Annotated in this window: 27 protein-coding genes; 15 read left to right on the top strand and 12 right to left on the bottom strand. The window is 53.5% G+C overall.

The window, feature by feature from the left end:
* Nucleotides 1-45 precede the first annotated feature (45 nt).
* The 4 genes from F384_RS08830 to htpX all read left to right on the top strand — a co-directional run bounded on the left by F384_RS08830 (nt 46) and on the right by htpX (nt 4471).
* The gene (locus F384_RS08830) at nt 46-543 is read left to right on the top strand and encodes a GAF domain-containing protein (protein WP_046481149.1); all 498 of its coding nucleotides are present in this window, start codon (nt 46-48) and stop codon (nt 541-543) included.
* 97 nt (nt 544-640) lie between these two features.
* Nucleotides 641-1327 (top strand): RNA chaperone ProQ, encoded by a 687-nt coding sequence (proQ, locus tag F384_RS08825; RefSeq protein WP_046481148.1) that lies wholly within the window; start codon nt 641-643, stop codon nt 1325-1327.
* Between the two features lie 19 nt (nt 1328-1346).
* Complete coding sequence (gene prc, locus F384_RS08820) at nt 1347-3395, top strand: carboxy terminal-processing peptidase (RefSeq protein WP_046481147.1); 2049 nt, start codon at nt 1347-1349, stop codon at nt 3393-3395.
* A 194-nt stretch (nt 3396-3589) separates the two neighbouring features.
* Nucleotides 3590-4471, top strand: coding sequence for a protease HtpX (htpX, locus tag F384_RS08815; protein ID WP_042318474.1), 882 nt, complete (start codon nt 3590-3592; stop codon nt 4469-4471).
* A 42-nt stretch (nt 4472-4513) separates the two neighbouring features.
* Here the strand turns inward: htpX and F384_RS08810 are convergent, their stop codons facing one another.
* Nucleotides 4514-5887: an MFS transporter gene (locus tag F384_RS08810; RefSeq protein WP_046481146.1), complete on the bottom strand. Its 1374-nt coding sequence runs from the start codon at nt 5885-5887 to the stop codon at nt 4514-4516.
* A gap of 176 nt (nt 5888-6063) precedes the next feature.
* On the opposite strand from F384_RS08810, the gene kdgR reads away from it, so the two are divergent.
* Nucleotides 6064-6855, top strand: coding sequence for a DNA-binding transcriptional regulator KdgR (gene kdgR, locus F384_RS08805; protein WP_046481145.1), 792 nt, complete (start codon nt 6064-6066; stop codon nt 6853-6855).
* Between the two features lie 111 nt (nt 6856-6966).
* On the opposite strand, the gene F384_RS08800 is transcribed toward kdgR, so the two are convergent.
* A complete protein-coding gene (locus F384_RS08800; RefSeq protein ID WP_042318478.1) occupies nt 6967-7206 on the bottom strand; it encodes a YobH family protein in 240 nt (79 codons plus the stop codon).
* A 159-nt stretch (nt 7207-7365) separates the two neighbouring features.
* On the opposite strand from F384_RS08800, the gene mgrB reads away from it, so the two are divergent.
* From mgrB to rlmA, 6 genes are all read left to right on the top strand, one after another.
* On the top strand, nt 7366-7509 hold the full coding sequence (gene mgrB, locus F384_RS28675) for a PhoP/PhoQ regulator MgrB (RefSeq protein WP_052746905.1): 144 nt from the start codon (nt 7366-7368) through the stop codon (nt 7507-7509).
* 74 nt (nt 7510-7583) lie between these two features.
* Complete coding sequence (locus F384_RS08790) at nt 7584-7871, top strand: YebO family protein (RefSeq protein WP_046481143.1); 288 nt, start codon at nt 7584-7586, stop codon at nt 7869-7871.
* 650 nt (nt 7872-8521) lie between these two features.
* On the top strand, nt 8522-8665 hold the full coding sequence (locus tag F384_RS28665) for a DUF2627 domain-containing protein (protein WP_052746904.1): 144 nt from the start codon (nt 8522-8524) through the stop codon (nt 8663-8665).
* A 12-nt stretch (nt 8666-8677) separates the two neighbouring features.
* Complete coding sequence (gene cspE / locus F384_RS08785; protein WP_001062678.1) at nt 8678-8887, top strand: transcription antiterminator/RNA stability regulator CspE; 210 nt, start codon at nt 8678-8680, stop codon at nt 8885-8887.
* Between the two features lie 220 nt (nt 8888-9107).
* Nucleotides 9108-10853: a peptidoglycan glycosyltransferase FtsI gene (gene ftsI, locus F384_RS08780; RefSeq protein ID WP_046497964.1), complete on the top strand. Its 1746-nt coding sequence runs from the start codon at nt 9108-9110 to the stop codon at nt 10851-10853.
* A gap of 63 nt (nt 10854-10916) precedes the next feature.
* Nucleotides 10917-11726, top strand: coding sequence for a 23S rRNA (guanine(745)-N(1))-methyltransferase (gene rlmA, locus F384_RS08775; RefSeq protein WP_046481142.1), 810 nt, complete (start codon nt 10917-10919; stop codon nt 11724-11726).
* Here rlmA and mntP read toward each other — a convergent pair.
* The 5 genes from mntP to manX all read right to left on the bottom strand — a co-directional run bounded on the left by mntP (nt 11723) and on the right by manX (nt 16081).
* Nucleotides 11723-12289, bottom strand: a complete 567-nt coding sequence (gene mntP / locus F384_RS08770; protein WP_046497960.1) for a manganese efflux pump MntP — start codon at nt 12287-12289, stop codon at nt 11723-11725. The genes rlmA and mntP overlap by 4 nt on opposite strands.
* Nucleotides 12290-12707: 418 nt before the next feature.
* Nucleotides 12708-13166, bottom strand: coding sequence for a DUF986 family protein (locus F384_RS08765; protein ID WP_046481141.1), 459 nt, complete (start codon nt 13164-13166; stop codon nt 12708-12710).
* Between the two features lie 223 nt (nt 13167-13389).
* Complete coding sequence (locus F384_RS08760; protein ID WP_046481140.1) at nt 13390-14241, bottom strand: PTS mannose transporter subunit IID; 852 nt, start codon at nt 14239-14241, stop codon at nt 13390-13392.
* 12 nt (nt 14242-14253) lie between these two features.
* The gene (locus tag F384_RS08755) at nt 14254-15054 is read right to left on the bottom strand and encodes a PTS mannose/fructose/sorbose transporter subunit IIC (protein ID WP_046481139.1); all 801 of its coding nucleotides are present in this window, start codon (nt 15052-15054) and stop codon (nt 14254-14256) included.
* 58 nt (nt 15055-15112) lie between these two features.
* The gene (gene manX / locus F384_RS08750; RefSeq protein ID WP_044264749.1) at nt 15113-16081 is read right to left on the bottom strand and encodes a PTS mannose transporter subunit IIAB; all 969 of its coding nucleotides are present in this window, start codon (nt 16079-16081) and stop codon (nt 15113-15115) included.
* A 149-nt stretch (nt 16082-16230) separates the two neighbouring features.
* Between manX and F384_RS30740 the strand changes: the two genes are divergently transcribed.
* Complete coding sequence (locus F384_RS30740; protein WP_413541469.1) at nt 16231-16536, top strand: protein YoaL; 306 nt, start codon at nt 16231-16233, stop codon at nt 16534-16536.
* The gene (yoaE, locus tag F384_RS08745) at nt 16524-18083 is read left to right on the top strand and encodes a CNNM family cation transport protein YoaE (protein WP_046481138.1); all 1560 of its coding nucleotides are present in this window, start codon (nt 16524-16526) and stop codon (nt 18081-18083) included. Before F384_RS30740 ends, yoaE begins: the two co-directional genes overlap by 13 nt.
* Nucleotides 18084-18089: 6 nt before the next feature.
* On the opposite strand, the gene F384_RS08740 is transcribed toward yoaE, so the two are convergent.
* From F384_RS08740 to pabB, 4 genes are all read right to left on the bottom strand, one after another.
* Entirely contained in the window at nt 18090-19688 is a 1599-nt protein-coding gene (locus tag F384_RS08740) for an EAL domain-containing protein (protein WP_046481137.1), read from the bottom strand.
* Nucleotides 19689-19838: 150 nt separating this feature from the next.
* Complete coding sequence (sdaA, locus tag F384_RS08735) at nt 19839-21203, bottom strand: L-serine ammonia-lyase (RefSeq protein ID WP_046481136.1); 1365 nt, start codon at nt 21201-21203, stop codon at nt 19839-19841.
* Between the two features lie 185 nt (nt 21204-21388).
* Nucleotides 21389-21967 (bottom strand): CoA pyrophosphatase, encoded by a 579-nt coding sequence (locus tag F384_RS08730; RefSeq protein ID WP_046481135.1) that lies wholly within the window; start codon nt 21965-21967, stop codon nt 21389-21391.
* 3 nt (nt 21968-21970) lie between these two features.
* Nucleotides 21971-23332: an aminodeoxychorismate synthase component 1 gene (pabB, locus tag F384_RS08725; RefSeq protein WP_046481134.1), complete on the bottom strand. Its 1362-nt coding sequence runs from the start codon at nt 23330-23332 to the stop codon at nt 21971-21973.
* A 73-nt stretch (nt 23333-23405) separates the two neighbouring features.
* Between pabB and F384_RS08720 the strand changes: the two genes are divergently transcribed.
* Nucleotides 23406-23591, top strand: coding sequence for a YoaH family protein (locus F384_RS08720; RefSeq protein WP_046481133.1), 186 nt, complete (start codon nt 23406-23408; stop codon nt 23589-23591).
* A 7-nt stretch (nt 23592-23598) separates the two neighbouring features.
* Here the strand turns inward: F384_RS08720 and F384_RS08715 are convergent, their stop codons facing one another.
* Nucleotides 23599-23943, bottom strand: a complete 345-nt coding sequence (locus tag F384_RS08715) for a RidA family protein (RefSeq protein WP_042318496.1) — start codon at nt 23941-23943, stop codon at nt 23599-23601.
* Nucleotides 23944-24072: 129 nt separating this feature from the next.
* Here F384_RS08715 and F384_RS08710 point away from each other — a divergent pair, with 129 nt between their 5' ends.
* The gene (locus tag F384_RS08710; RefSeq protein WP_046481132.1) at nt 24073-25983 is read left to right on the top strand and encodes an ATP-dependent DNA helicase; all 1911 of its coding nucleotides are present in this window, start codon (nt 24073-24075) and stop codon (nt 25981-25983) included.
* Nucleotides 25984-25996 lie beyond the last annotated feature (13 nt).

Here is a 25996-nt window from a genome sequence, read left to right as displayed (position 1 = left end):
TAATAGGCTGGCAGTATCAGAGTAAGACAACTAAGTGATTATATAATGAACAAGACAGAGCTATACGCGGATCTGAACCGCGATTTTCAGGCATTAATGGCAGGAGAGACCAGTTTTCTGGCCACGCTGGCGAACACCAGCGCGCTGTTGTACGAACGTCTTTCGCAAGTGAACTGGGCGGGGTTTTACCTGCTCGAGGGCGATACGCTGGTATTAGGTCCGTTTCAGGGCAAAATTGCCTGTGTGCGGATCCCGGTGGGTCGCGGCGTTTGCGGCACTGCTGTTGCCCAAAACCAGGTACAGCGGATTGACGACGTTCATGCGTTTGATGGTCACATTGCCTGCGATGCGGCCAGTAATGCGGAAATTGTCCTGCCAATAACCGTTAAAGGTCATGTTATTGGCGTGCTGGACATCGACAGTACGGCGTTTGGGCGCTTCACCGCTGAAGATGAACAAGGTCTTCGCCGGCTCGTTGCGCAGCTTGAAACCGTGCTTGCAATGACGGATTACAAAAAATTCTTTGCGAGCATCGCAGGATAATCAACGGATACCGTAGCAATTACTGATAGCGTCATTATAATGACGCCTGTTCATGCCTGCGGCTTGTTGGCTACGTCCGTTGTAATCAGGAAATTTCATGGAAAATCAACCTAAGTTGAATAGCAGTAAAGAAGTAATCGCGTTTTTGGCCGAGCGTTTTCCGCAGTGTTTTAGTGCGGAAGGCGAAGCGCGCCCACTGAAAATTGGCATTTTTCAGGATCTGGTAGAGCGTATTGAGGGCGAAATGAACCTCAGCAAAACGCAACTTCGTTCCGCTTTACGTCTTTATACTTCAAGCTGGCGTTACCTGTACGGCGTTAAGCCGGGCGCAACGCGTGTCGATCTCGACGGCAACCCATGCGGGGAGCTGGACGAGCAGCACGTTGAACATGCGCGTAAACAGCTTGAAGAAGCGAAAGCTCGCGTTCAGGCGCAGCGTGCAGAACAGCAAGCGAAAAAACGCGAAGCTGCCGCCGCCGCAGGGGAAAGCGAAGACGCCCCCCGCCGTGAACGTAAGCCGCGTCCTGCACCACGCCGCAAAGAAGCGACTGAGCGCAAACCGCATGCTGAAAAACCGGCTGCGAAAGCGCCGCGCGCACCTCGTGAAGAGAAATTGACTCCGGTTTCGGATATTTCAGCGCTGAGCGTTGGACAGTCTCTGAAGGTGAAAGCGGGTAATGATGCGATGGATGCCACCGTATTAGAAATCACCAAAGATGGCGTCCGTGTACAGCTGAATTCGGGTATGTCTTTGATTGTACGCGCAGAACACCTGGTGTTCTGAAACGGAGGCCAGGCCTGGCATGAACACATTTTTTAGGCTTACCGCGTTAGCTGGCTTGCTTGCAATAGCAGGCCAGACCTTCGCTGTGGACGACATCACGCGTGCCGATCAGATTCCTGTTCTGAAGGAAGAGACCCAGCACGCGACAGTGAGTGAACGCGTTACGTCGCGTTTTACGCGTTCTCACTATCGTCAGTTCGATCTCGATTCGGCCTTTTCCGCCAAAATTTTCGACCGCTATCTGAATTTACTCGACTACAGCCACAACGTGCTGTTGGCGGGGGATGTCGAGCAGTTTGCGAAGAAGAAAGGGCAGTTGGGCGACGAACTGCGCTCGGGTAAGCTCGACGTTTTTTACGATCTCTATAATCTGGCGCAAAAGCGCCGCTTCGAGCGTTTTCAGTATGCCCTGAAAGTGCTTGAACGCCCGATGGATTTCACCGGGACTGACACCTTTAACCTCGATCGCAGCAAAGCGCCCTGGCCGAAAGATGAGGCTGAGCTGAACGCGCTGTGGGACGGCAAGGTGAAGTTCGATGAGTTAAGTCTGAAACTGACAGGCAAAGACGATAAAGAAATTCGTGAGACGCTGACGCGTCGATATAAATCCGCGATCCGTCGTCTGACGCAAACCAACAGTGAAGACGTCTTCTCACTGGCGATGACGGCGTTTGCTCGCGAAATTGATCCGCATACCAACTATCTCTCGCCACGAAACACCGAACAGTTTAATACCGAGATGAGCCTGTCCCTTGAAGGGATTGGTGCCGTGTTGCAGATGGACGATGACTATACGGTCATTAACTCCATGGTAGCAGGCGGCCCGGCGGCGAAGAGTAAAGCGATTAGCGTTGGCGATCGCATCGTCGGCGTGGGTCAGACCGGCAAGAGTATGGTCGATGTGATCGGCTGGCGCCTGGATGATGTTGTTGCGCTCATCAAAGGGCCAAAAGGCAGCAAGGTCCGTCTTGAAGTTCTGCCTGCCGGCAAAGGAACAAAAACCCGAACGGTCACACTGACGCGTGAACGCATCCGTCTGGAAGACCGTGCGGTTAAGATGTCTGTGAAGACGGTGGGTAAAGAGAAAGTCGGCGTACTGGATATCCCAGGCTTCTATGTTGGTCTGACTGACGATGTCAAAGTTCAGTTGCAGAAACTGGAAAAACAGAACGTCAGCAGTATCGTCATCGATCTGCGGACCAATGGTGGCGGAGCGCTGACTGAGGCGGTTTCACTGTCCGGCCTGTTTATTCCTTCTGGTCCGGTGGTTCAGGTCCGCGACAACAACGGTAAAGTCCGTGAGGACAGCGATACCGATGGCGTTGTTTACTACAAAGGTCCGCTGGTGGTGCTGGTCGATCGCTTCAGTGCGTCGGCATCGGAAATTTTCGCAGCGGCTATGCAAGATTACGGTCGTGCGCTGATCGTCGGCGAACCGACTTTCGGTAAAGGTACGGTACAGCAGTATCGTTCGCTGAACCGGATTTACGATCAGATGCTGCGTCCGGAATGGCCTGCACTGGGTTCCGTCCAGTACACGATCCAGAAGTTTTATCGTGTGAATGGCGGCAGTACCCAGCGTAAAGGCGTCACGCCGGATATCATCATGCCGACAGGGAATGAAGAGACAGAAACCGGCGAGAAGTTTGAAGATAATGCGCTGCCGTGGGATAGCATCGACGCCGCAACGTATGTGAAATCAGACGATCTGACGCCGCTCGGTCCTGAGTTACTCAAAGATCACAACGCGCGCATCGCGCAGGATCCTGAGTTCCAGTACATCATGAAGGATATCGCCCGTTTCAATGCGATGAAGGACAAACGTAACATCGCGTCTCTGAATTACGCGCAGCGTGAAAAAGAGAATAACGAAGATGATGCGATGCGTCTGGCGCGAATCAATGACCGGTTTAAACGTGAAGGAAAACCGGTTCTGAAGAAACTGGACGACCTGCCAAAAGATTACCAGGAACCGGATCCGTATCTTGATGAAACGGTGAAGATTGCGCTGGATCTGGCGACGCTTGAGAAAGCGAAGCCTGCGGAACAACCCGCCCCCGCGAAGTAACCTCCTGACAGGCACAAGAAATTGTGCCTGTTTTTTTTAACAAGCGCATGAAGTCGTCAGTCTGGTGCAACAAAATGTAAAGTTGTGTCTTTCTGGTGACTTACCGGGCATTGATACTTGAAAATAGCGGTACGACCCATACGATGTGGGTAATCGCATAGTGCGTTTTGTTAAGTTGAGGTTAAAAGAAGATTATGATGCGAATCGCGCTTTTCCTGTTGACGAACCTTGCCGTCATGGTCGTTTTCGGGCTGGTGCTGAGCCTGACAGGGATTCAGTCGAGCAGCGTTCAGGGCCTGATGATTATGGCGCTGCTGTTCGGTTTTGGTGGTTCCTTCGTTTCACTGCTGATGTCCAAATGGATGGCGTTACGTTCCGTTGGTGGGGAAGTGATCGAGCAACCGCGTAACGAAAGAGAACGCTGGTTAATGAATACGGTCGCCACGCAGGCGCGTCAGGCCGGTATCGCCATGCCGCAGGTCGCTATTTACCATGCGCCGGATATCAACGCGTTTGCTACCGGGGCGCGCCGTGATGCGTCTCTGGTCGCGGTCAGTACCGGCTTGTTGCAAAACATGAGCCCGGATGAAGCAGAAGCGGTTATTGCTCATGAAATTAGCCATATCGCGAACGGTGACATGGTCACCATGACGCTGATTCAGGGTGTCGTGAACACCTTTGTTATCTTTATCTCGCGTATTCTGGCGCAGATTGCCGCCGGTTTTCTCGGTGGCAACCGCGATGAAGGCGAAGGCAGCAATGGCAACCCGATGATCTATTTTGCGGTCGCGATGGTACTGGAACTGGTCTTCGGTATCCTGGCGAGCATTATTACCATGTGGTTCTCTCGTCATCGTGAATTCCACGCCGACGCGGGTTCTGCCAAACTGGTTGGTCGTGAAAAGATGATTGCCGCGCTACAGCGTCTGAAAACCAGTTACGAACCGCAGGAAGCGTCCAGCATGATGGCCTTCTGCATTAACGGTAAAGGTAAATCACTGAGCGAACTGTTTATGACTCACCCGCCGCTGGATAAACGTATCGAAGCGCTGCGCAGTGGGGAATACCTGAAGTAAGCCTGTCGGCAAAGAGAGAGCGCGTCCACGGACGCGCTTTTTTTATACCTGCGCCCTGGGTTGCGTGATGCGTAAACCGCTCACCACCGCTGCCACGGTCGCCAGGATCCCCGCCGCCAGCAGAGAAACATGCGTGCCGTTATCCCCGAACTGGTTCAACAGCAGCGCGACCAGCGCCGCGCCTGAACTTTGTCCCAGCAAACGGGCGGTTCCCAGCATGCCGCTCGCGCCGCCGCTGCGTTCGCGCGGCGCTGACGTGATGATCGTGTGATTATTGGGTGACTGAAATAAACCAAACCCGGCACCGCAGAGGATCATCGGCCAGATGATATTGAGATCGGACGGTACGGCAGGAAGCAACACGAGGGCAAACAGTCCGCTTGCCATCACCAGCAGGCCCAGCGCGCCCAGCAAACCGGCATGGACGCGCTCGATCAAATACCCGGCCAGCGGCGCCATGACCATCGTTGCCAGCGGCCAGGGAGTGAGCAGCAGGCCCGTTTCAACTTCACTGCGCCCCAGTACCGTTTGCAGGTAGAAGGGAAGGGAGACCATCGCCAGCATCTGTGCACAGAAGGAACAGATTGATGTCCCTATCGACAGTGAAAACAGAGGAATACGCAGCAGGTCGACCGGCAATAACGGCACCGGTAATGCGAGTTGACGGCGGATAAAGAAGTAGCCCACCACGACCAGCGCCGCCAGTTCAGCACCGACCAGCGTCAGGGACTGTCCCTGTGCAAAACCGCTCAGTGCGGTGATCAACAGACCAAACGTCAGTGCGTTCATCACGGCGCTGGGGATATCAAAGCGCGGTTTATTGCTGCGTGAACCATTGGGCGGCAGGAATCGTATCGCCAGAATCAAGGCAATAATTCCTAATGGCACGTTGATCAGGAACAACCACTTCCAGGAGGCTATCGAGAGGATTGCTGCGGCAATGGTCGGGCCTGCCGCTGCAGAGACAGCCACGATAAAGGAGTTGATGCCCATCCCGCGTCCCAGATGACGCTGAGGATAAATCAGACGGATCAGCGCGGTGTTGACGCTCATCAGCGCCGCGCCGCCAAACCCTTGCACGACACGCGCCATCGTCAACATCTGCAGCGAGTCCGAGAGTGCGCAGAACAGTGAAGCCAGCAGAAAGACGACCAGCCCGCATTTGTAGATACGTCGATAGCCAAACATATCGCCCAGGAACGACAGCGACAGTAACGAGACGACAATGGCAATCTGATAGGCGTTGACCACCCAGATTGAGCTGGCGGCTGAGGCGTGTAAATCACCGGCAATGGTGGGGAGCGCCACGTTGGCAATGGCACCGTCCAGCACGGCCATCGAAATACCAATGACAATGGTTAAAATGGCGCCATATCGCTGCGGAAGCGGCAGGCCGTCGGCCTGGGATTTATTCATGTGATTGATAGTTCTTGCGAAGAATATGATCAGGGTAGTGATTCTAGCACTGATATTCAGGCTTTATGTCGCAGATTTGTAACGAAGTTAGCAAAGATGGATTGCGGGCGCCAGGCCATGAAATTATAATAAAAAATTGTTCTGATTTTTATAAAACACTCGTAATGAGGTGATAGATGGCTAACGCAGATCTGGATAAACAGCCTGATTCTGTATCTTCCGTGCTGAAAGTTTTTGGCATTCTGCAGGCGCTGGGTGAAGAGCGCGAAATAGGGATTACTGAGTTATCACAACGCGTCATGATGTCAAAAAGCACCGTTTATCGCTTTTTACAGACTATGAAAACACTGGGTTATGTGTCACAGGAAGGTGAGTCAGAGAAGTATTCCCTGACGCTGAAACTGTTTGAACTGGGCGCGCGTGCGCTTCAGAACGTTGACCTTATCCGCAGTGCGGACATCCAGATGCGCGAACTCTCTCGTCTGACTAAAGAGACCGTGCACCTCGGTGCGCTGGATGAAGATAGCATCGTATACATCCATAAAATTGATTCGATGTATAACCTGCGCATGTATTCGCGTGTCGGTCGTCGTAACCCGCTTTACAGCACCGCGATTGGTAAAGTGCTGCTGGCCTGGCGCGATCGTGACGAGGTGAAGCAGATTCTGGACGGCGTTGAGTACAAACGCAGTACCGGGCGCACCATCACCACGACGGAAGCATTGCTGCCCGTGCTGGATAAAGTCCGTGAGCAGGGTTATGGCGAAGATAACGAAGAACAAGAAGAAGGTTTGCGCTGCATTGGCGTACCGGTATTCGATCGTTTCGGTGTCGTGATTGCTGGCCTGAGCATCTCCTTCCCGACGCTGCGTTTTTCTGAAGAAAACCTGCATGACTACGTTTCGATGCTGCATACTGCGGCACGTAAAATCTCTGAGCAGATGGGCTACAACCATTATCCGTTCTGATGATGTCATGATGTCGATATTAAGACACTGCCGACTTTCGCGTCGGCAGTTTTTATCCTGACAACATCCTGCTCAGGAAATATGCATTAGGGTCATCACGGCGGCGGAATATTAACCGTTGTCGACGACCACGGTACTTTTACGCAACAGCGGGCAATCCGTTAACCCAATGATACCGCTATCGGTATGAACATATTGCGCGGTGGCGGTTCCTCGCGCGGTGAGATACTTACACTGCAGCCCCAGTCCGGCCGCATTCTCCTGACTACCTATCAGAACACCATACCCACTGAGTAATAATCCAATCCAGACAAGCGCAAACAACACGATAGCGCGAATAATCAAACGCATTATGACCTCTTTTCTTCTATACGTTAGACTGAGCTTAGCGTTTACACTCATTGATACAAGTAAATGATTCTTAAAAATCGCTAATGTTCTCTGTAGTTAGTCCTGGTTTAAGATACACATGATATTTTGGTGGCATAAGATGTTGATGCGGAGAGTGGAGTGAAAAAGTTTCGATGGATAATTCTGGTGATGGTGGTGCTTGTGTGCCTGTTGTTGTGGGCTCAGGTGTTCAACATCATGTGTGACCAGGATGTACAATTTTTCAGCGGAATTTGCGCCATCAATAAATTTATCCCCTGGTGAGATCATTTTTTCATCTGTTGATTTCCTTCCTGTGGCGTGGTGGTAAAATGGCACGTCTACATTGAGGTGGTGAAATGAACGAAGTAGTGAATTCCGGCGTGCTTAATTTTGCGTCGTTGATTGTATCGGTGGGGGTTCTGGTTGTTGGGCTGGTGCTGTGGTTCTTTATCAACCGTGCAAGCTCGCGGACCAATGAGCAGATTGAGCTGCTTGAAGCGTTGTTAGATCAGCAGAAACGACAAAATGCCTTGCTGCGTCGTCTCTGTGAAGCGAACGAGCCGGAAAAAGTGGCTGAGGCGTCATCGAAGGTCGATGACTCGCAAGAGGATGATGACATCATCCGTCTGGTCGCAGAGCGTTAATCCCTGTGTAAACGAATGGGCCGGCGTTCCGCCGGTCTTTCCTTGCAGGACCATTATCCTGCACGCTATTAGTGCAGTTACACAGTCCTTCGCTATATCCGTTCCTTCCTGAGTCATTCCGTCGGTTATTGTCTGCTCTCACTTAATTATATTTTTCCATACGTTAATAATGTGATCTTCCCCGTTTTGTGAGAATGATCGGCTTTATAAAAAGCGAAACGTTTCTTTCCCTATTTTTGTGCATTGTCATCATACTTTCATTAAATGAGTGCATAAGAACAATGGATATCAAGATGGGGCGAAATGTCTTGTTATTATGATAACGGGCCATTTTGTGTTGAGACAAATTATGCATAACAAAGCAGAATTTGTGATAACGGCCTGACTCCGCGTTTCATCATTGCGATGATCTGGAAGTCATGAATTTATTGAGCTATGGTTGAAAAGTCCCCGTTGCGATGCTGGTCTGACAAGGGCTCAGCAAGAAAGCGGGAATATCTCGGCTTGAGAATTGACGCATAACTGTGCAGATACTCTGTGTTGACTGGTGAGATTTGTGCGACCGATCGAGACACGTTTAAAAATGGCTTGCCATAATTAACGTTGTATGTGATAACACGTTTTGGGTTAAACGAGGTACAGTTCTGTTTATGTGTGGCATTTTCAGTAAAGAAGTCCTGAGTAAACACGTTGTCGTTGAATACCGCTTCTCTGCCGAACCTTATATTAGTGCCTCAAGCAGTCATGTCTCAGTTTTATCTATGTTAGGCCTGCGGGCTAAGAAAACACTCTAAGGAATTTTGCAAATGGCAAAGATTAAAGGTCAAGTTAAGTGGTTCAACGAGTCTAAAGGTTTTGGCTTTATTACTCCGGCTGATGGCAGCAAAGACGTGTTCGTACACTTCTCTGCTATCCAGGGTAATGGCTTCAAAACTCTGGCTGAAGGCCAGAACGTTGAGTTCGAAATTCAGGACGGCCAGAAAGGTCCGGCTGCTGTTAACGTAACAGCTATCTGATCGACACCACTGATTTGAAGCGCGTCTGCGCATCAACCTCAGATTTAAAGCCTCGCTGATGCGGGGCTTTTTCATGCATCTTCCTTCAAAGTATGTCTGAATACCTCCTTCGTTAGCGCTTTGTTGCAAAGCCGTGATGTTATTAGCATAGTTTTCACCGCTTTCCCGCCGTTATTCCCGTTAAATCAGTCACCTGAATATCATGTTTGCCGGAGAACAGGTGAAAACGAAACGTGATGGTACGGCGCGAAGTTTCACACCGCTACGCTTTGCACTACTTTGTATCGCCATATTGCTGAGTCTGGGCCTGCTGCTGGGGCGCGTCGCATGGTTACAGATTGTCGAACCCGATCCCCTGGTCAGGCAAGAAGATATGCGCTCGTTGCGCGAAGTCACCACGGCATCGCCGCGCGGAATGATCACTGACCGAGAGGGACGGCCACTGGCGGTGAGCGTACCGGTAAATGCGGTCTGGGCTGACCCCAAAACCTTGTTGAGCAAAGGAGGCGTCGGCGTAAACGAACGCTGGCAGGCGTTGGCAAATACGTTGCATCTCTCACTCACTACGCTGGCGGCACGCGTTAGCCACGATCCATCGGCACGGTTTATCTATCTTGCGCGTCAGGTCTCTCCTCAACAGGCGAAGTGGATCGATAAACTGAATCTGCCCGGGATCAACCTGCGTGAAGAGTCCAGGCGGTTTTATCCGGCAGGACACGTTGCGGCGAATCTGATTGGCTTTACCAACATTGACGGGCAGGGCATTGAAGGGGTTGAGAAAAGCTTTAACGCCCAGTTAATGGGTAAGCCGGGCTCTCGTCTGGTCCGCAAGGATAAATTCGGGCATGTAATTGAAAACATCACGGAAGTTAATCCTGTACCGGCGCATGAACTTCAACTCAGTATCGATGAGCGACTGCAGACGGTTACCGAGGATGCGCTGGACAATGCGGTTCGCTGGAACAAAGCGGAATCCGGAGCCGCCGTGCTGGTGAGCATTGCCACCGGTGAGATTCTGGCGATGGCCAGTTTTCCCGATTTTAACCCCAACAACCGTGACGGTGCGGTGCTTGACGATTTTCGCAATCGTGCGATTAGCGACACCTTCGAGCCAGGATCGACGGTGAAACCGCTGGTTATCATAACGGCGCTTGAGCAGGGGATTGTGCAGCCTGACAGTGTGATAGACACCCATCCGTTTTTCCTCGACGGGCATCGTATTCGTGACGTGGGCTTTTATCCGGAGCTGACGTTGACTGGCATTTTGCAGAAATCGAGTGATACTGGTGTATCGCATCTCTCGCTAGCGATGCCCATCCAGCGATTAGTGGATACTTATCAACGCGTTGGCTTCGGTCAGCCCACAGGACTGGGGCTCACCGGCGAGAGTCAGGGGCTGATGCCACAGCGTCGCTACTGGAGCGATCTGGATCGTGCAACCTTTGCCTTTGGCTACGGCCTGATGGTGACGCCGCTTCAACTGGCGCACGCCTATGCCACGATTGGTAGTTTTGGCCTGTACCGACCGCTCTCTATCACGCGTATCGATCCGCCCGTCATCGGCAAACGCGTCTTGTCGCAAGCGTGGGTCAGACAGGTGGAGCATATGATGGAAAGCGTTGCTCTGCCGGGGGGCGGCGGGACGAAGGCAGCGGTCCGGGATTATCGCGTGGCGGTTAAAACCGGGACGGCGAAGAAAATCGGTGATGACGGTAAATACGTGGATAAATATGTGGCCTACACCGCCGGCGTGGCGCCGGCAAGCAACCCTAAGTTTGCGCTGGCGGTGGTGATTAACGATCCGCAGAACGGGGCCTATTACGGCGGCGCGGTGTCGGCACCGGTGTTCAGCCAGATTATGGGCGATGTGTTGCGACTGGAAAACGTTAAACCGGATGGGATGCCTGCCGACTCCCGTCACCTGTTGGTGATGCAGAGCAATCCGCAGGTCTTCCCTTCGCGCTAAGTGATTCTCCCAGGGCGAAAATCGCGTTACACTTGCGCCCTGAATTCACCTGCCGGAGTTGTTATGTCGTTTTCCTGCCCACTTTGTCACCAGCCTCTTGCGCACGTCAATAACAGTTTTATCTGTCCGCAGCGGCATCAGTTTGATGTGGCAAAAGAGGGATACGTCAATCTGTTGCCGGTGCAGCATAAGCGTTCGCGCGATCCAGGTGACAGCGCGGAGATGATGCAGGCGCGGCGTGCGTTTCTCGATGCCGGACACTATCAGCCGCTGCGTGACGCCATCGTTGAACAACTTTCCACGCGCCTTGACGCGTCAGCGACCTCAATTCTTGATATCGGTTGTGGGGAAGGGTATTACACTCACGCCTTTGCGGATGCGCTGCCTGCGGCCACCACTTATGGACTGGATGTGGCGAAGGTCGCCATCAAAGCGGCGGCCAGGCGCTATCCGCAGGTGACCTTCTGCGTTGCCTCGAGCCATCGTCTGCCGTTTGCTGATGCAAGCCAGGATGCAATTGTGCGGATTTATGCGCCGTGTAAAGCAGAAGAACTGGCGCGCGTGGTCAAGCCGCGCGGATGGGTTATCACGGCAACGCCGGGACCGCGTCATTTAATGGAGTTGAAAGAGCTGATTTACGATGAGGTCCGACTCCATGCGCCACATACTGAGCAACTGGAAGGGTTCACCTTGGTGAAAGAAATCGCGCTGGGGTACCCGATGAGCCTTAGTGGGAAGGAAGCGATGGCGCTATTGCAGATGACGCCTTTTGCCTGGCGGGCGAAGCCGGAGGTTCGGGAACACCTGGCGAGCAGAGATACGTTTGACTGCCAGACGGATTTTCGTCTTCACCTCTGGCAGCGTGCAGATTAACCGTGGTAATGCGTCCAGAGGATCTGGGCGCCGATACCGATCAGCACCACGCCACCCAGAATTTCAGCCCGTTTGCCAAGCAGCGGGCCAATAAAGCGACCGACCATCATCCCTAGCGTGGACATAATCAGCGTGGCGCAACCGATAGCCAGTGCGGTCGCGATAATGTTGACCTGCAGGAACGCCAGTCCCACACCGACCGCCATGGCGTCGAGGCTGGTGGCGATGGCGGTAGTGACCAGTAACCAGAAACCGTGACGGCGCAGCGGTTCATCGTCTTCATCATCCGCGCCGCGAAATCCTTCTATAATCATTCGCCCACCCAGGAAGACCAGCAGAATGAAGGCAATCCAGTGATTCCATTCCAGTACAAATTTGCTGGCTAACATGCCCAGCGCCCAGCCGATCAGTGGCGTCAATGTTTCGACTGCGCCGAAAATCAAACCGGTGCGCAACGCTTCAGAGAATTTGGGTTTATGCAGGGTGGCACCTTTGCCAATTGATGCCGCGAAAGCGTCCATTGACATGCCGAAAGCAAGAATAATAGTGGCAGTGATATTCATGACAGCGTCCTGACCGGGGTTTCCATAAAACACACCACTGCCCCCAGTAAACATGCACACCAGAACACAGACGTTCATACAGTATGCATAGCAGTTGATGTGCCTATGGTCTCGCCTGACTGAAAGAGATTTCAGTCCGTACGTGCCACGTTTTGCAACGAGTATGTTGACACGTACATTTCCGGAGTCTGGAAATCGGCTACTCCCCAAATGACGGCGCAACCTTAACATATTTTGAGAATATAAAACAACAACGAAGAAATATTATTTGACTTCCAATTGAAAACGATTTTCATTTAGATTTATTGGTAGATGGAACGTTAAAATAAATAACATTTCTACGCTCAGGTTATAGCCTTAGCTATGTTTTTAACTGCAATTAAATAGCAAAAAACAAAGCACAGGCTATGTTTCTAACTTACTGAGAGGAAACGAGAAGTTTATATATCTTTTCCAGGTCGTCGATATTTCGTACACGAATAAGCAGACGCCGTTGTTCTAATTGCATCACCAGAACACCATCTTCCGATAAATTCATCTCTTTAATGCGGTTATATTCTATCCAGACGTTGGCGAAGAAAAATCCGCCCTGTTTAAAGAGGATCTTCGGTATCCGGATCCAGAAAATATAAAACCCCATCAACGCCAGCGCACATAATAACCAGGTAGTGATGACAGCCCCATGGCTGGTGACATTGTTGTAGATAAGAATCGCGATGAGTCCGATGAAGATGACGCTGTCCACACGGCTTCGGCGCAGCAGGGGGATGGCAAGCAGAGTCGGGCCATTGCGGCGTGGCATGATGAACTGATCGTAAATGGCGTAAGCCAGCAACGCGGCAATAAAGAAAACCAGCACCAGGTCCGTAATAGTCATTAATCCTTGATCCTCCAGATAAAAAACGGGGCCTTACAGGCCCCGGGAGAGTGATGACAAACTTCATCCAGATACCGGACAAGCAGAGATCACTTTATTAAAAACCAGGAAAATCAATTTATTGATTTTCGGCTGATAACCACAGAGAAGGAAAAACCACGTTTTTTCCTTCTTTGTCAGCGGTCTGATGGGGCCTAACAGGCCCCAGTAGTGTACTACAGTCTTACAGACCCAACAGACCCACCGCGTAACCCGCGATACCGATGACGAAGAAGCCAACGATAATCCACAACGGGTTCACTTTCTTACGCAGCAGCCACATACAGGCGAAGGTAAGCAGTAACGGAACCAGACCCGGCATCAACTGGTCGAGAATGGTCTGTACGGTGGTAACGCGCGTCTGACCATCCTGACCAGTGATGGTTGAGACCACCAGCGGGATGTTCACGTGCGTCCATTTGTTCACCAACGCCCCCATGACAAACAGGCCGAGGATTGACGCCCCCTCAGTCAGTTTTTGCAGGAAGCCGCCGCCCATATCCTTAACGATATCGACACCTTTGCGGTAACCGTAGGCGACGCCGTAGTAACGGGTTGCCAGACGGACTGCGTTGAACAGAATGAAGAACAGCAGCGGACCGAGCAGGCTGCCGCTCATCGCGATACCCGCACCTAACGCGGCGAATACCGGACGCACAGTCCCCCAGAAAATCGGGTCGCCCACGCCTGCCAGCGGCCCCATCAGACCGACTTTGATACCGTTGATGGCACCATCGTCAATCTCTGCGCCGTTAGCACGCTGTTCTTCCATTGCCAACGTAACGCCGAGAACCGGTGCCGCTACGTACGGATGGGTGTTAAAGAATTCCAGGTGACGCTTGATAGCTTGCTTACGCGCATCGTTGTTCTCTGGATACAGGCGACGAATAGCCGGTATCATGGAGAAGCAGAAACCCAGCGCCTGCATGCGTTCGAAGTTCCATGAACCCTGAAACAGGTTAGAACGAATGAACACGCCACGAATGTCACTCTGTGTGAGTTTTTTCTCAGTGGTAGTTTTAGTCACATCAACCATTTCGCTCACCTGTTAGTCCAGTTCATTATCGAGAGAGTTATCACCAGCCGCCTGAGCTGGCGCACCCGCCACGCGGTTATATTTCGGGCTCAGTTGGATGTAGAGGATGGCCATTACCGCACCAATCACACCCAGAGCGACCAGGTTGAAGTTAGTAAATGCCGCAGTCACGAAGCCGAGGTAGAAGAACGGCATCAGATAGCCCGCACGCATCATGTTGATAACCATCGCGTAACCGACCACAACGATCATGCCACCGGCGATGTTCAGACCGCCTGTCACCACTTCCGGAATCGCATTCAGCATGCTCTGCACTTCGCTGGTACCGACAGAGATAGCCACGATAACAGCCGGAATGGCAATACGCATTGCCTGCAGGAACAGGGAAGAAACATGGATCCAGGACAGCGCCGTGAGGTTGCCGTTTTCGGCCGCCTTATCCGCTGCGTGCTGGAATGCCACGGTGATAGTACGAACGATAATGGTCAGAACCTGGCCTGCTGCGGCCAGCGGAATAGCCAGCGCGATACCGGCACCAATGCTTTGGTGACCCGCGATAACCAGAACGGTAGAGATGATGGACGCCAGTGCGGCATCAGGTGCAACGGCAGCACCGATGTTCATCCAGCCCAGGGCGATCATTTCCAGGGTACCACCGATGATAATACCGGTTTTCATATCCCCGAGAACGGCGCCAATCAGCGTACAGGCCACCAGTGGGCGGTGGAACTGAAATTCATCGAGTACCGACTCCATACCCGCGATACATGCGACGATGAACACCAGCACAATCTGAAGAGTGGTAATCTCCATTGTACTTCTCCTATTGCTATAACAGCCTTAAGTGTGAAAGCTCATTCAATGCCAGGGGTTACTTGCCCACTTTGGCAATCAAATCCATCATTTTCAGTTTCTGATCGGTCGACACTTTACGCGCCTCAAGCTCAATACCGCGGGCATTGAGTTTGTTAAAGGCCTCGATGTCTTTCTCATCGACAGAGATGGCGTTGTTGACCTGCGTTTTACCCTGACGGAAAGCCATACCGCCAATGTTAACGGAGGTGATTTTCACGCCGCCTTCGACAATGCGCTCAACATCGGTCGGGTTGGTGAACAGCAGCATCACACGTTCGCCAGCGTATTTCGGGTTGTTGTAAACACGAATCATCTTGGCAACATCCACCACGTGAGCGGTTACGCCAGGAGGCGCGACCTGCGTCAACAGCGTTTTACGCACGGTGTCTGCAGCCACTTCATCGCTGACAACGATAATACGGGTAACGTTGGTCTCTTTGGTCCAGCGGGTAGCCACCTGACCGTGGATTAAACGGTCATCAATACGGGCAAGACCGATTTGCATATAATCGTTCGGTCCCATTGGTTTTGCCGGGGCCGCGGCTTTGGGGGCTGCTGCGACGGGGGCAGGGGCGGCTTTTTCCACCGGTTTTGCTTTCAGCGCTTTCACGCCTTCGCGACCGGTTTCAACAGCCAACGCCACTAACTCGTCGAAGCTCGGGTTGTCGTCACGCGCCATCAGCGTTTCGACCAGCATGGGAATGTTTACCCCGGCAATGACTTCATACTGTTCTTTGTCGACGACAATGCGGCTGGCAGCGTTGAACGGACTGCCTCCCCATGTATCGACGAGAAACAGCACGCCGTTACTGGTATCGAGTTTTGCCAACTGAGCGTTGTACTTTTCAATCAGCGTTTCAGCATTCTCGCCGGGCACGAAATCGATCCAGCCGACGTTTTCCTGCTCGCCTAACAGCATTTCTGCTGTCTTGAGTAACTGCTCTGCAGCCCAACCATGTGTGCCTATAACAATAGCAATGGTCACTTGCTACCTCCTTTATTATCGTTAACACATCAACGTGAGAGATGTATTTGAATCGCCGTCCGCAACAGAATCGATTCAGATAAGGGTTACAATGAAAAACATATGATGTTCGCGAATTATTTTAGATATCGAAAAAAATATTTTATGTGATGAAGATCCGTAATTTAGCTTTCGCCAATGAGAAATTTCGTAGAGTAAAATATCTCTGTTACAACTCTTTGCAAAGGAAGGTAAATCTTTGCCAAAAACACATTGCCTCTGTTATGTTTACGTTCTGTTTAACTTACCAGGAGTATAGGGCACTAGCCCGCTGTATGGATCGTCACCGACGTCATTTCACCTTCAGGCCGCATCGCGCCTGCCAGTCTGGCATGTCTTGCCACACGTTTTGTCTGCACCGAGTTTTATCGCCTGTTAACCATTCCTTAAGCAGGAGCTTGTCATGGAATTCTTAATGGACCCCTCGATTTGGGCGGGGTTGCTCACGCTTGTCGTCCTGGAAATTGTCCTGGGTATCGATAACCTGGTCTTCATTGCGATTCTTGCGGATAAGCTGCCACCAAAGCAGCGTGATAAAGCGCGCCTGATTGGTTTATCCCTGGCGCTCGTGATGCGTCTGGCCTTGCTGTCCATTATTTCGTGGATGGTCACCCTGACCCAACCGCTGTTCTCCGTCATGGATTTCACCTTCTCTGGCCGCGATCTGATCATGTTGCTGGGGGGTATCTTCCTGTTGTTCAAAGCCACAACGGAACTTCATGAACGGCTGGAAAACCGTGAACATGATTCCGGGCATGGCAAAGGGTATGCCAGCTTCTGGGTGGTTGTGACGCAGATCGTTATCCTGGATGCCGTGTTCTCGCTGGATGCGGTTATTACCGCCGTCGGTATGGTGAACCATCTGCCGGTGATGATGGCGGCGGTGGTGATTGCGATGGCAGTGATGCTATTGGCATCCAAACCGCTGACGCGTTTCGTCAACCAGCATCCGACGGTGGTGGTGCTCTGCCTGAGCTTCCTGCTGATGATTGGTCTGAGCCTGGTTGCCGAAGGTTTTGGCTTCCATATTCCTAAGGGCTATCTGTACGCCGCGATTGGCTTCTCGATCATTATCGAAGTGTTTAACCAGATTGCGCGTCGCAACTTTATTCGTCATCAGTCAACGTTGCCGCTGCGTGCGCGTACGGCGGACGCGATCCTGCGTCTGATGGGCGGAAAACGTCAGGCCGTGGTATCGAATGAATCCGAAAGCCAGGCCGCCGTTCCGATCCCGGAAGGGGCATTTGCGGAAGAAGAGCGTTATATGATTAACGGCGTTCTGACGCTGGCACAGCGTTCGCTGCGCGGCATCATGACCCCGCGCGGTGAAATTAGCTGGGTGGATGCCAGTCTGAGCGTCGATGAGATCCGCGAACAGTTGCTCTCCTCCCCGCACAGCCTGTTCCCGGTGTGCCGTGGTGAACTGGATGAGATCATCGGTATCGTACGGGCGAAAGAGCTGCTGGTGGCGCTGGAAGAGGGCGTCGATGTGGCGGCTATCGCGTCTGCTTCACCGGCCATTGTCGTGCCGGAAACGCTGGATCCTATCAACCTGCTGGGCGTTCTGCGTCGTGCACGCGGTAGCTTTGTTATCGTCACCAACGAGTTTGGCGTGGTGCAGGGGTTGGTTACGCCGCTGGATGTCCTCGAAGCGATTGCCGGTGAGTTCCCGGATGCCGATGAAACGCCAGAAATTACCGTCGACGGCGACGGCTGGTTAGTCAAAGGCGGTACCGATCTGCATGCCCTGCAACAGGCGCTGGCAGTGGATAATCTGGTCGATGAAGACGAAGACATCGCGACGGTCGCGGGACTGGTGATTGCCGTCAATGGTCACATTCCCCGTACGGGTGATGTGATTGAGGTTCCTCCGCTGAGCATTACCATTATTGACGCCAATGATTACCGCGTGGATTTGGTGCGAATTGTTAAAGAGCAACCTGCGCAAGAAGAAGAGGAGTAATCTTCTCTAACGCAGCGGTATAACAGGCGTCATGCGTCCGTTATGCCTGGCAGGCGGCGGGCGACTGCCCGCCAGCCACTGCGGAAAGTCGCGTAGCGGCATTGGCTTTGCAAATAAAAACCCCTGCAGTAAATCCACACCGTGGCGGCGCAGATACTGCGCCTGCTCCTGTGTTTCAACCCCTTCCGCGACCAGTTCGATATGCAGACGCTGTCCGAGGGCGATAATGATGTCGGTTACCGTCGAGTTGACCGCATCCGTGCCAATCGCGTTGGTAAAGGACTTATCAATTTTCAGAATGTCAGGACGCAACTTTTCCAGCCATGACAGCGAACTGTTGCCGGTACCAAAATCATCGATTGCCAGCTTGATATTTCGCTGTTGCAGCTCGCGAACGATCCGATAATCGACATCCTGCAGCGCATCCCGCTCGGTAAGTTCAATCACCAGTGGCTGAATGGGCTGCTGACTGAACCAGTACTGTTCGAGATCTCTCAGTAATTCACCCTGTTGAAAATGGCTGGCGGCGACATTAATGCCAATATGAAACTGACTGCTCATGGGAAAAAAATGACGTTGCCGAATGGTTTCTGCTATCACATAGCGCGTGAGCGGTGCTATCTGGTGATGTTCTTCGGCAATCGGGATAAACACGTCCGGCGAAATCCACCCCTGACGAGGATTATTCCAGCGCAGCAGGATTTCCACCCCCATGCACTGTTTAGTCCGCGCGTTCAGCAGCGGCTGGCAAAAAAGCTCAAATTCGCGTTGTGCCAGCGCGAGATTAATCTCCCAGGAAAAGCTCATCCGGTTGGCAGTGGCCAGCCACGCCAGATACCCCACCAGCAGACTGAGCATCAATGCCAGCGGCAGTTGCGCGGGCAGGGCTTTGAGCGCCAGAGCTTCTGCGGCAGGCCCGGTCACGCTAATGGTAAAAGGATAGTGCTGCGAGGCGAGTTGATAACGCTGTTCATCTTTAAGCGTGGGCAGCGTTTCCACCACGCCGCTCCCGTAAATCAAATGCCGGTTGCCAACCGTCAGGCTGCCTCCGGTAATCATCGGCTTACGCGGCTCCAGTAGCAACGTGGTAAGCAGGTCGATATTGACAATTTCCAGTACACCGTCCTTACCGTCGGGAGAGGCCGGGTACCACTGGATGAGAATCGGGCTGCCTTTAATGAGCAACGGGTCGGTGGACAACAGCAGTTGCGCATTTGCGGTGGGGAGATCGGGTTGAAGTTGGTGAACCGGGACATTGCGATAGCCAAAGACGCTGGAGCAGTAAAGTATGCCACGCTGGACCAGGGCGATTGCGCGTACCGTTTGCAGTCTGGCGGCCTGTTTGCGCAGCGGGAGATGCGTAACGGAACAGGGAAGGCCAATCAGCGGTAACAGAATATCACGGCCATTTTGCAACGGACGCAGCACCTCATCGAGCGTGGCGACCGCCCGGGAGGCAAAGGTAACGGTGTGGTGGTGATTTAAATTCCGCTGTGAAATAAATCGGACGCTCAGGGTCAGGATGAGCGTAACGAGCGCACAAAGTACGCAGAGGATAAAACGTTTGCGACGATATTTTTTTATGATCCGTTGTGCTGTCTGCATGCGGGCCACCTGATAACCGTCGGCCACAAAAGCCAACCGTAACAGAGCAAGTGTAGTGGGGAAATGGCGAACCGACGAAAAAGGGGGAAAATTTCGCCCATCCGTTGCAGATGGGCGAGTGTGAGGTATTAGTGGTGCAGAGTGACTGGTTTAGTCACACTGAACTTTGATCGCCAGACCACCGCGCGAGGTTTCGCGGTATTTGGCGTTCATGTCCTTACCGGTTTCGTACATCGTTTCGATGACTTTATCCAGTGAGACGCGCGGCGCGCTGGTACGGCGCATCGCCATCCGTGCGGCGTTGATCGCTTTCACCGAGGCAATCGCATTACGCTCAATACACGGCACCTGTACCTGACCGGCAACCGGGTCGCAGGTCAGTCCGAGGTTATGTTCCATGCCAATTTCAGCGGCGATGCACACCTGCTCCGGGCTCGCGCCCAGCAGTTCTGCCAGACCGGCCGCTGCCATTGAACAGGCCACACCGACTTCGCCCTGACAACCGACTTCTGCTCCCGAAATCGAGGCATTCATCTTATACAGCGCACCGATAGCGCCTGCCGCCAGGAAGTAGCGGGTATAGATATCCGGGCTGACGGATTCAATAAAGTGATCGTAGTAGGCCAGCACGGCTGGCACGATACCGCAGGCACCGTTGGTTGGCGCGGTGACCACACGACCGCCCGCCGCGTTCTCTTCGTTGACGGCGAGGGCGAACATGTTCACCCAGTCGATCACGTTCATCGGGTCGTTAGAAAGCTTATCGCTGGAAACCAGCATCCGGCGCAGCGCAGAGGCGCGACGCGGAACGCGCAGCGGGCCTGGCAACACGCCTTCGGTATTCATGCCGCGATCGATACAGGCCTGCATGGTCTGCCAGACGTGACCGAAGTACTCTTCGATCTCTTTTTTGTCGTGCAATGCCAGTTCGTTCTGCATCGCCAGGCCGGAAAGGGACAGACCGGTGCTGTTGCAGTATTCCAGCAACTCGGTTGCGGATTTGAACGGATAAGGGACCTTCACCTCATTCGCCGCATCCTGACCGAAGTGCTCTTCATCGACGATAAAACCGCCGCCAATGGAGTAGTAGGTTTTGCTGTAAACGACGGCATCGCCGTTATAAGCATGGATCTGCATGCCGTTTTCGTGCAGCGGCAGGTTGCCGTTATGAAAACGCATGCCGTCGTTCTGTGGGAAATCCACTTCGTGCTGACCGTGCGCCAGCAGCAGGCGACCGCGCGTCTCTACGTCACGGATGAAGCCAGGGATACTATCAATATCCACGGTGGCAGGTTCATTACCTGCCAGACCCATAATAATGGCGATATCGGTGTGGTGACCTTTACCCGTGAGCGACAGTGAACCATACACGTCGACAGCAACACGAGTAACGCTATCCAGTAATCCTTTTTCGACCAGGTCATCGACGAACTGTTTACCCGCCTTCATAGGCCCTACAGTATGGGAAGATGAGGGGCCAATCCCCACCTTAAACATGTCGAATAGACTAATCACGATAATACTCCTGACAGGGTGACTGGAAACTTCCAGAAACGATGTAATAACTGCGCATAGTGTAAGAGGGAACACGGGGATCGGCTTAACTATTCACATGAATTAAACTAATGGATAACCGTGTTTTTACTAATGTTGTGACGGGAGTTTCAGGTTGTGTCTTCTGCGCGTAAAGATAAGTATAGTCAGGGCTTCACACCTATTTGTAGCGCCAGTTCACGAATAATTCCGGCGGTCATGCCCCAGACGAAATAATGCTCATACCACGAAAGCCACACGCGATGTGAATCACCGCGACGCCAGACATCCAGCGGGTGATAGCGGCCTAAATGCAGCGCCTGCGCCAGCGGCATTTCAAAGACCGCAGAAACTTCGTCTTCGCTGGCACGCCAGGGCAGATTGGGCGGGATAATGCCCACCACTGGCGTGACCTGGAATCCGGTCACGCTGTCAACCGGCGGCAGAACGCCGATCACCTCAACGGCTTCTGGCGGGATGGCCACTTCTTCTTCTGCTTCACGCAGCGCGGCGGCGATGAGCGAGGCGTCGGTACTGTCAACCGCGCCGCCAGGGAAGGCCACCTGCCCGGCATGTTTGCGTAAATGCACTGAACGCTGGGTTAACAGCAGTCCCGGTTGTGGTCGGCGAACCACGGGAATGAGCACGGCGGCCTGGCGCAGGTTCAGCGACTCGCGATTAATCTGCGGGCGCAAAAGTTGGAAGCGCGATAAAAAATAATCCAGCGTCAGGCTCTTGTTATCCACGTTTTAGTTCTCCAGTTGTTGCAGGATACGATTAACTTTATCAAAGGTTTCCTGATATTCCGCCTGTTCCTCGCTATCAGCCACGATGCCGCCCCCGGCGGAACAGTACAGTTGACCGTCCACGGCGGTCAGCGTGCGGATGGTAATGCTGGTATCCATATTGCCGCAGACGCTCAGATAACCAATGCTGCCGCACCAGGCATTACGCCGATGGGGTTCCAGTTCATCAATAATTTCCATCGCGCGCACCTTTGGCGCGCCGGTAATCGAACCGCCCGGAAACGCGGCGCGAAGCAGGTCGCTGGCATGTCGTGTGGGCGGTAACCGCGCGGTCACGGTGCTGACCAGATGATGCACCGCCGGGAAGGGTTCGACCACAAACAACTCCGGTACTTTCACTGAACCGGGGACGGCCACGCGACCAATGTCGTTACGCATCAGATCGACAATCATCAAATTTTCTGCCCGATCCTTCGGTGAGTTCGCCAGTTTCTGCGCCTGTTCCCGGTCTGCCTCCTCCTGTGGGAGTCGCGGCAGAGTGCCTTTAATCGGGCGGGTCTGAATGTCGCCATCGGCCAGAAGAATAAACCGTTCTGGCGACAGGCTCAGAATAGCGCCCTCATCCAGGCGTAAAAAGGCGCTGAACGGGGCACGGTTCGCCCGATTCAGCCGCTCGAAGGCCAACCACTCATCGCCGTGATAAGACGCCTGAAAACGCTGGGCCAGATTGACCTGATAGCAGTCGCCGCTGTGCAGATACGCCTGCACCTGGCGGAATTTCTCGCCATACTGCTCACGCGTCATATTCGAGCGCCAGCCTGTGGTTAACCTGAACGGCTCACGCGCAGAGGGTTGCTGGCTTTCCAGCCAGGCGAGCCTGTCCTGGACGTTCGAATGACTGAGCAGGGTCACGGTCTGGCGCAGGTGGTCGACAATGAGCGCCCAGTCGTAGAGGCCGATCGCCATGTCTGCCAGTGCGATATCCTGTCGGGCATGACTGGGCAAGCTTTCGAAGCGGCGTCCCAAATCGTAGCCGAATAACCCCAGCGCGCCGCCCTGGAACGGTAAATCGGCGTTCACTGGCGGCTGGAGGTTCAGCGCAGTCAGCGCATTTTGCAAGACCGCCAGCGGATCGTCATGAGTAAGACGACAGCCCTGGGCATCGCAAATCTGTGTGGTCTCGCCGTGCGTTTTCACCGTACAAAGCGGATCGGCCACCACGATATCAAAGCGGCTATGCGGGTGATCCGCATGACCGGAATGCAGCAGCATCGCCCACGGCAGATGGCTTATTGGCGCGAAATACTGTTCGGCAGCGTCCTGATGCCAGGGGAGCGTGATAATAGCGGGAGATAACGTCTTCATTAATCCTGACTGTACTGGCTATGTTCCGGGTTGCATGAAATAATTAGCGCACACAATTTAGCAGGAGTTAACGATGTTTGCAGGTTTACCTTCACTCAGTCATGAGCAGCAACAGAAAGCGGTCGAGCGTATTCAGGAACTCATGTCACAGGGAATGAGCAGCGGCGAAGCGATTGTGTTGGTGGCAGGAGAGTTGCGCGCCACTCATACCGGCGAGCGGATTGTGGCGCGTTTTGAAGACGAAGATGACGATGAGTAGTCCCGGCTTACACCGCGGCGATAATCTTAATCTCAACTTTGTATTTCGGGTTCATTAACCCCGCCTGAACCGTGCAGCGTACTGGCGCATGACCGGCCACAACCCAGGCATCCCAGGCCTTGTTCATCGCCGCGAAGTCATTCTTATCGGCGAGGAAAATAGTAGCATCAAGAATGCGTGACTTGCTGCTGCCTTGCTGTTCCAGCGCGGCGTCAATCTGCGCCAGCGTGTTAGCGGTCTGCTCAAAGGCGTCGGCATCGAGGTTTGCCGGTACGCCAGTGTAGTAGAGCGTATTGTTGTGGATCACCACGTCAGACCAACGATCTTCGGCATCGATACGGATGATAGTCATAAAACCTTCCTCTTTAACGTTCTGCATAAAATGGCAAGACTGCCATATTGTCAGGGCGCCGTCATCTCTTCAACTGGCGTAAGCCGCTGCGGCCTGACATAATCCCTGTTCAAATCAACAGGGGGTAGTGTGACGGACGATTTTGCACCAGACGGTCAACTGGCTAACGCGATACCGGGATTTAAACCGCGCGAACCGCAGCGGCAGATGGCGGTGGCCGTCGCTCAGGCTATTCAAAAATCACAGCCTCTGGTAGTGGAAGCCGGAACGGGGACGGGGAAAACTTACGCCTATCTGGCACCGGCGCTGCGCGCAAAAAAGAAAGTGATTATCTCGACCGGTTCGAAGGCCTTGCAGGATCAACTTTACAGCCGCGATCTGCCGACGGTGGCTAACGCGCTGAAGTACACCGGAAGGCTGGCCCTGTTGAAAGGACGTTCAAACTATTTATGCCTGGAGCGCCTCGAACAACAGGCGCTGGCGGGCGGCGATCTGCCCGTTCAGACCTTAAGCGATGTGATCCTGCTGCGGTCGTGGTCGAATCAGACCGAAGATGGCGACATTAGCACCTGCGTCAGCGTGGCTGAAGATTCTCAGGCCTGGCCGTTGGTCACCAGCACCAACGACAACTGCCTCGGCAGCGACTGCCCACTGTATAAAGATTGCTTTGTGGTGAAAGCGCGTAAAAAGGCGATGGACGCGGACGTGGTGGTGGTGAACCACCATCTGTTTCTGGCCGACATGGTGGTCAAAGAGAGCGGTTTCGGTGAATTGATCCCGGAAGCGGAGGTGATGATTTTCGATGAAGCCCATCAGCTACCGGACATCGCCAGCCAGTATTTTGGTCAGTCGCTCTCCAGTCGTCAGCTTATGGATCTGGCGAAGGACATCACCATTGCCTATCGTACCGAGCTGAAAGATACCCAACAGTTACAGAAATGCGCCGACCGTCTGGCGCAGAGCGCGCAGGACTTCCGTCTGCAACTGGGCGAACCGGGATATCGCGGTAATCTGCGTGAACTGCTGGCCGACCCGCGAGTGCAGCGCGCGTTTTTACTGCTCGATGACACGCTGGAGCTGTGCTACGACGTGACGAAATTGTCCCTCGGACGTTCGGCGCTGCTTGATGCCGCGTTTGAGCGCGCCACGCTGTATCGCGCCCGTCTCAAGCGGCTAAAAGAGATCAACCAACCCGGCTACAGCTACTGGTACGAATGTACCTCGCGCAATTTCACCCTCGCGCTGACCCCGCTGACGGTGGCGGATAAGTTCAAAGAGGTGATGGCACAGAAGCCGGGGAGCTGGATTTTCACCTCCGCAACGCTGTCGGTGAATGACGACCTGCATCACTTTACGGCGCGTCTGGGGATTGAAGAGGCGGAATCGATGCTGCTGCCGAGCCCGTTTGATTACACCCGCCAGGCGCTGCTCTGCGTGCCGCGCTATCTGCCGCAAACCAATCAGCCGGGCGCGGCGCGACAACTGGCGGCAATGTTAAGACCGATCATCGAAGCGAACAACGGGCGCTGTTTTATGCTCTGTACCTCGCACGCGATGATGCGCGATCTGGCGGAGCAGTTCCGCGCCACCATGACGCTTCCGGTACTGTTGCAGGGGGAAACCAGCAAAGGCCAACTGCTGCAACAATTCGTCAGCGCGGGCAACGCCTTGCTGGTGGCGACCAGCAGCTTCTGGGAAGGGGTGGACGTGCGCGGCGATACGCTGTCGCTGGTGATCATCGACAAACTGCCGTTTACGTCGCCGGACGATCCGCTGCTGAAGGCGCGGATGGAAGATTGTCGCTTACGCGGTGGCGACCCGTTTGATGAGGTGCAACTGCCCGATGCGGTGATTACGCTGAAGCAGGGGGTTGGGCGTTTGATCCGTGATGCGGACGATCGCGGCGTGTTGGTGATTTGTGATAACCGACTGGTAATGCGACCTTACGGCGCCACGTTTCTGGCCAGTCTGCCACCGGCGCCGCGCACCCGGGATATCGCCCGTGCCGTGCGATTCCTCGCGATACCATCCTCCGAGTAATCTGTTACGGAGT

This window comes from Citrobacter amalonaticus Y19 (assembly GCF_000981805.1).
GTDB classification, from domain to species: Bacteria; Pseudomonadota; Gammaproteobacteria; order Enterobacterales; family Enterobacteriaceae; genus Citrobacter_A; species Citrobacter_A amalonaticus_C.
This window is presented reverse-complemented; position numbering and strand designations above follow the sequence as displayed.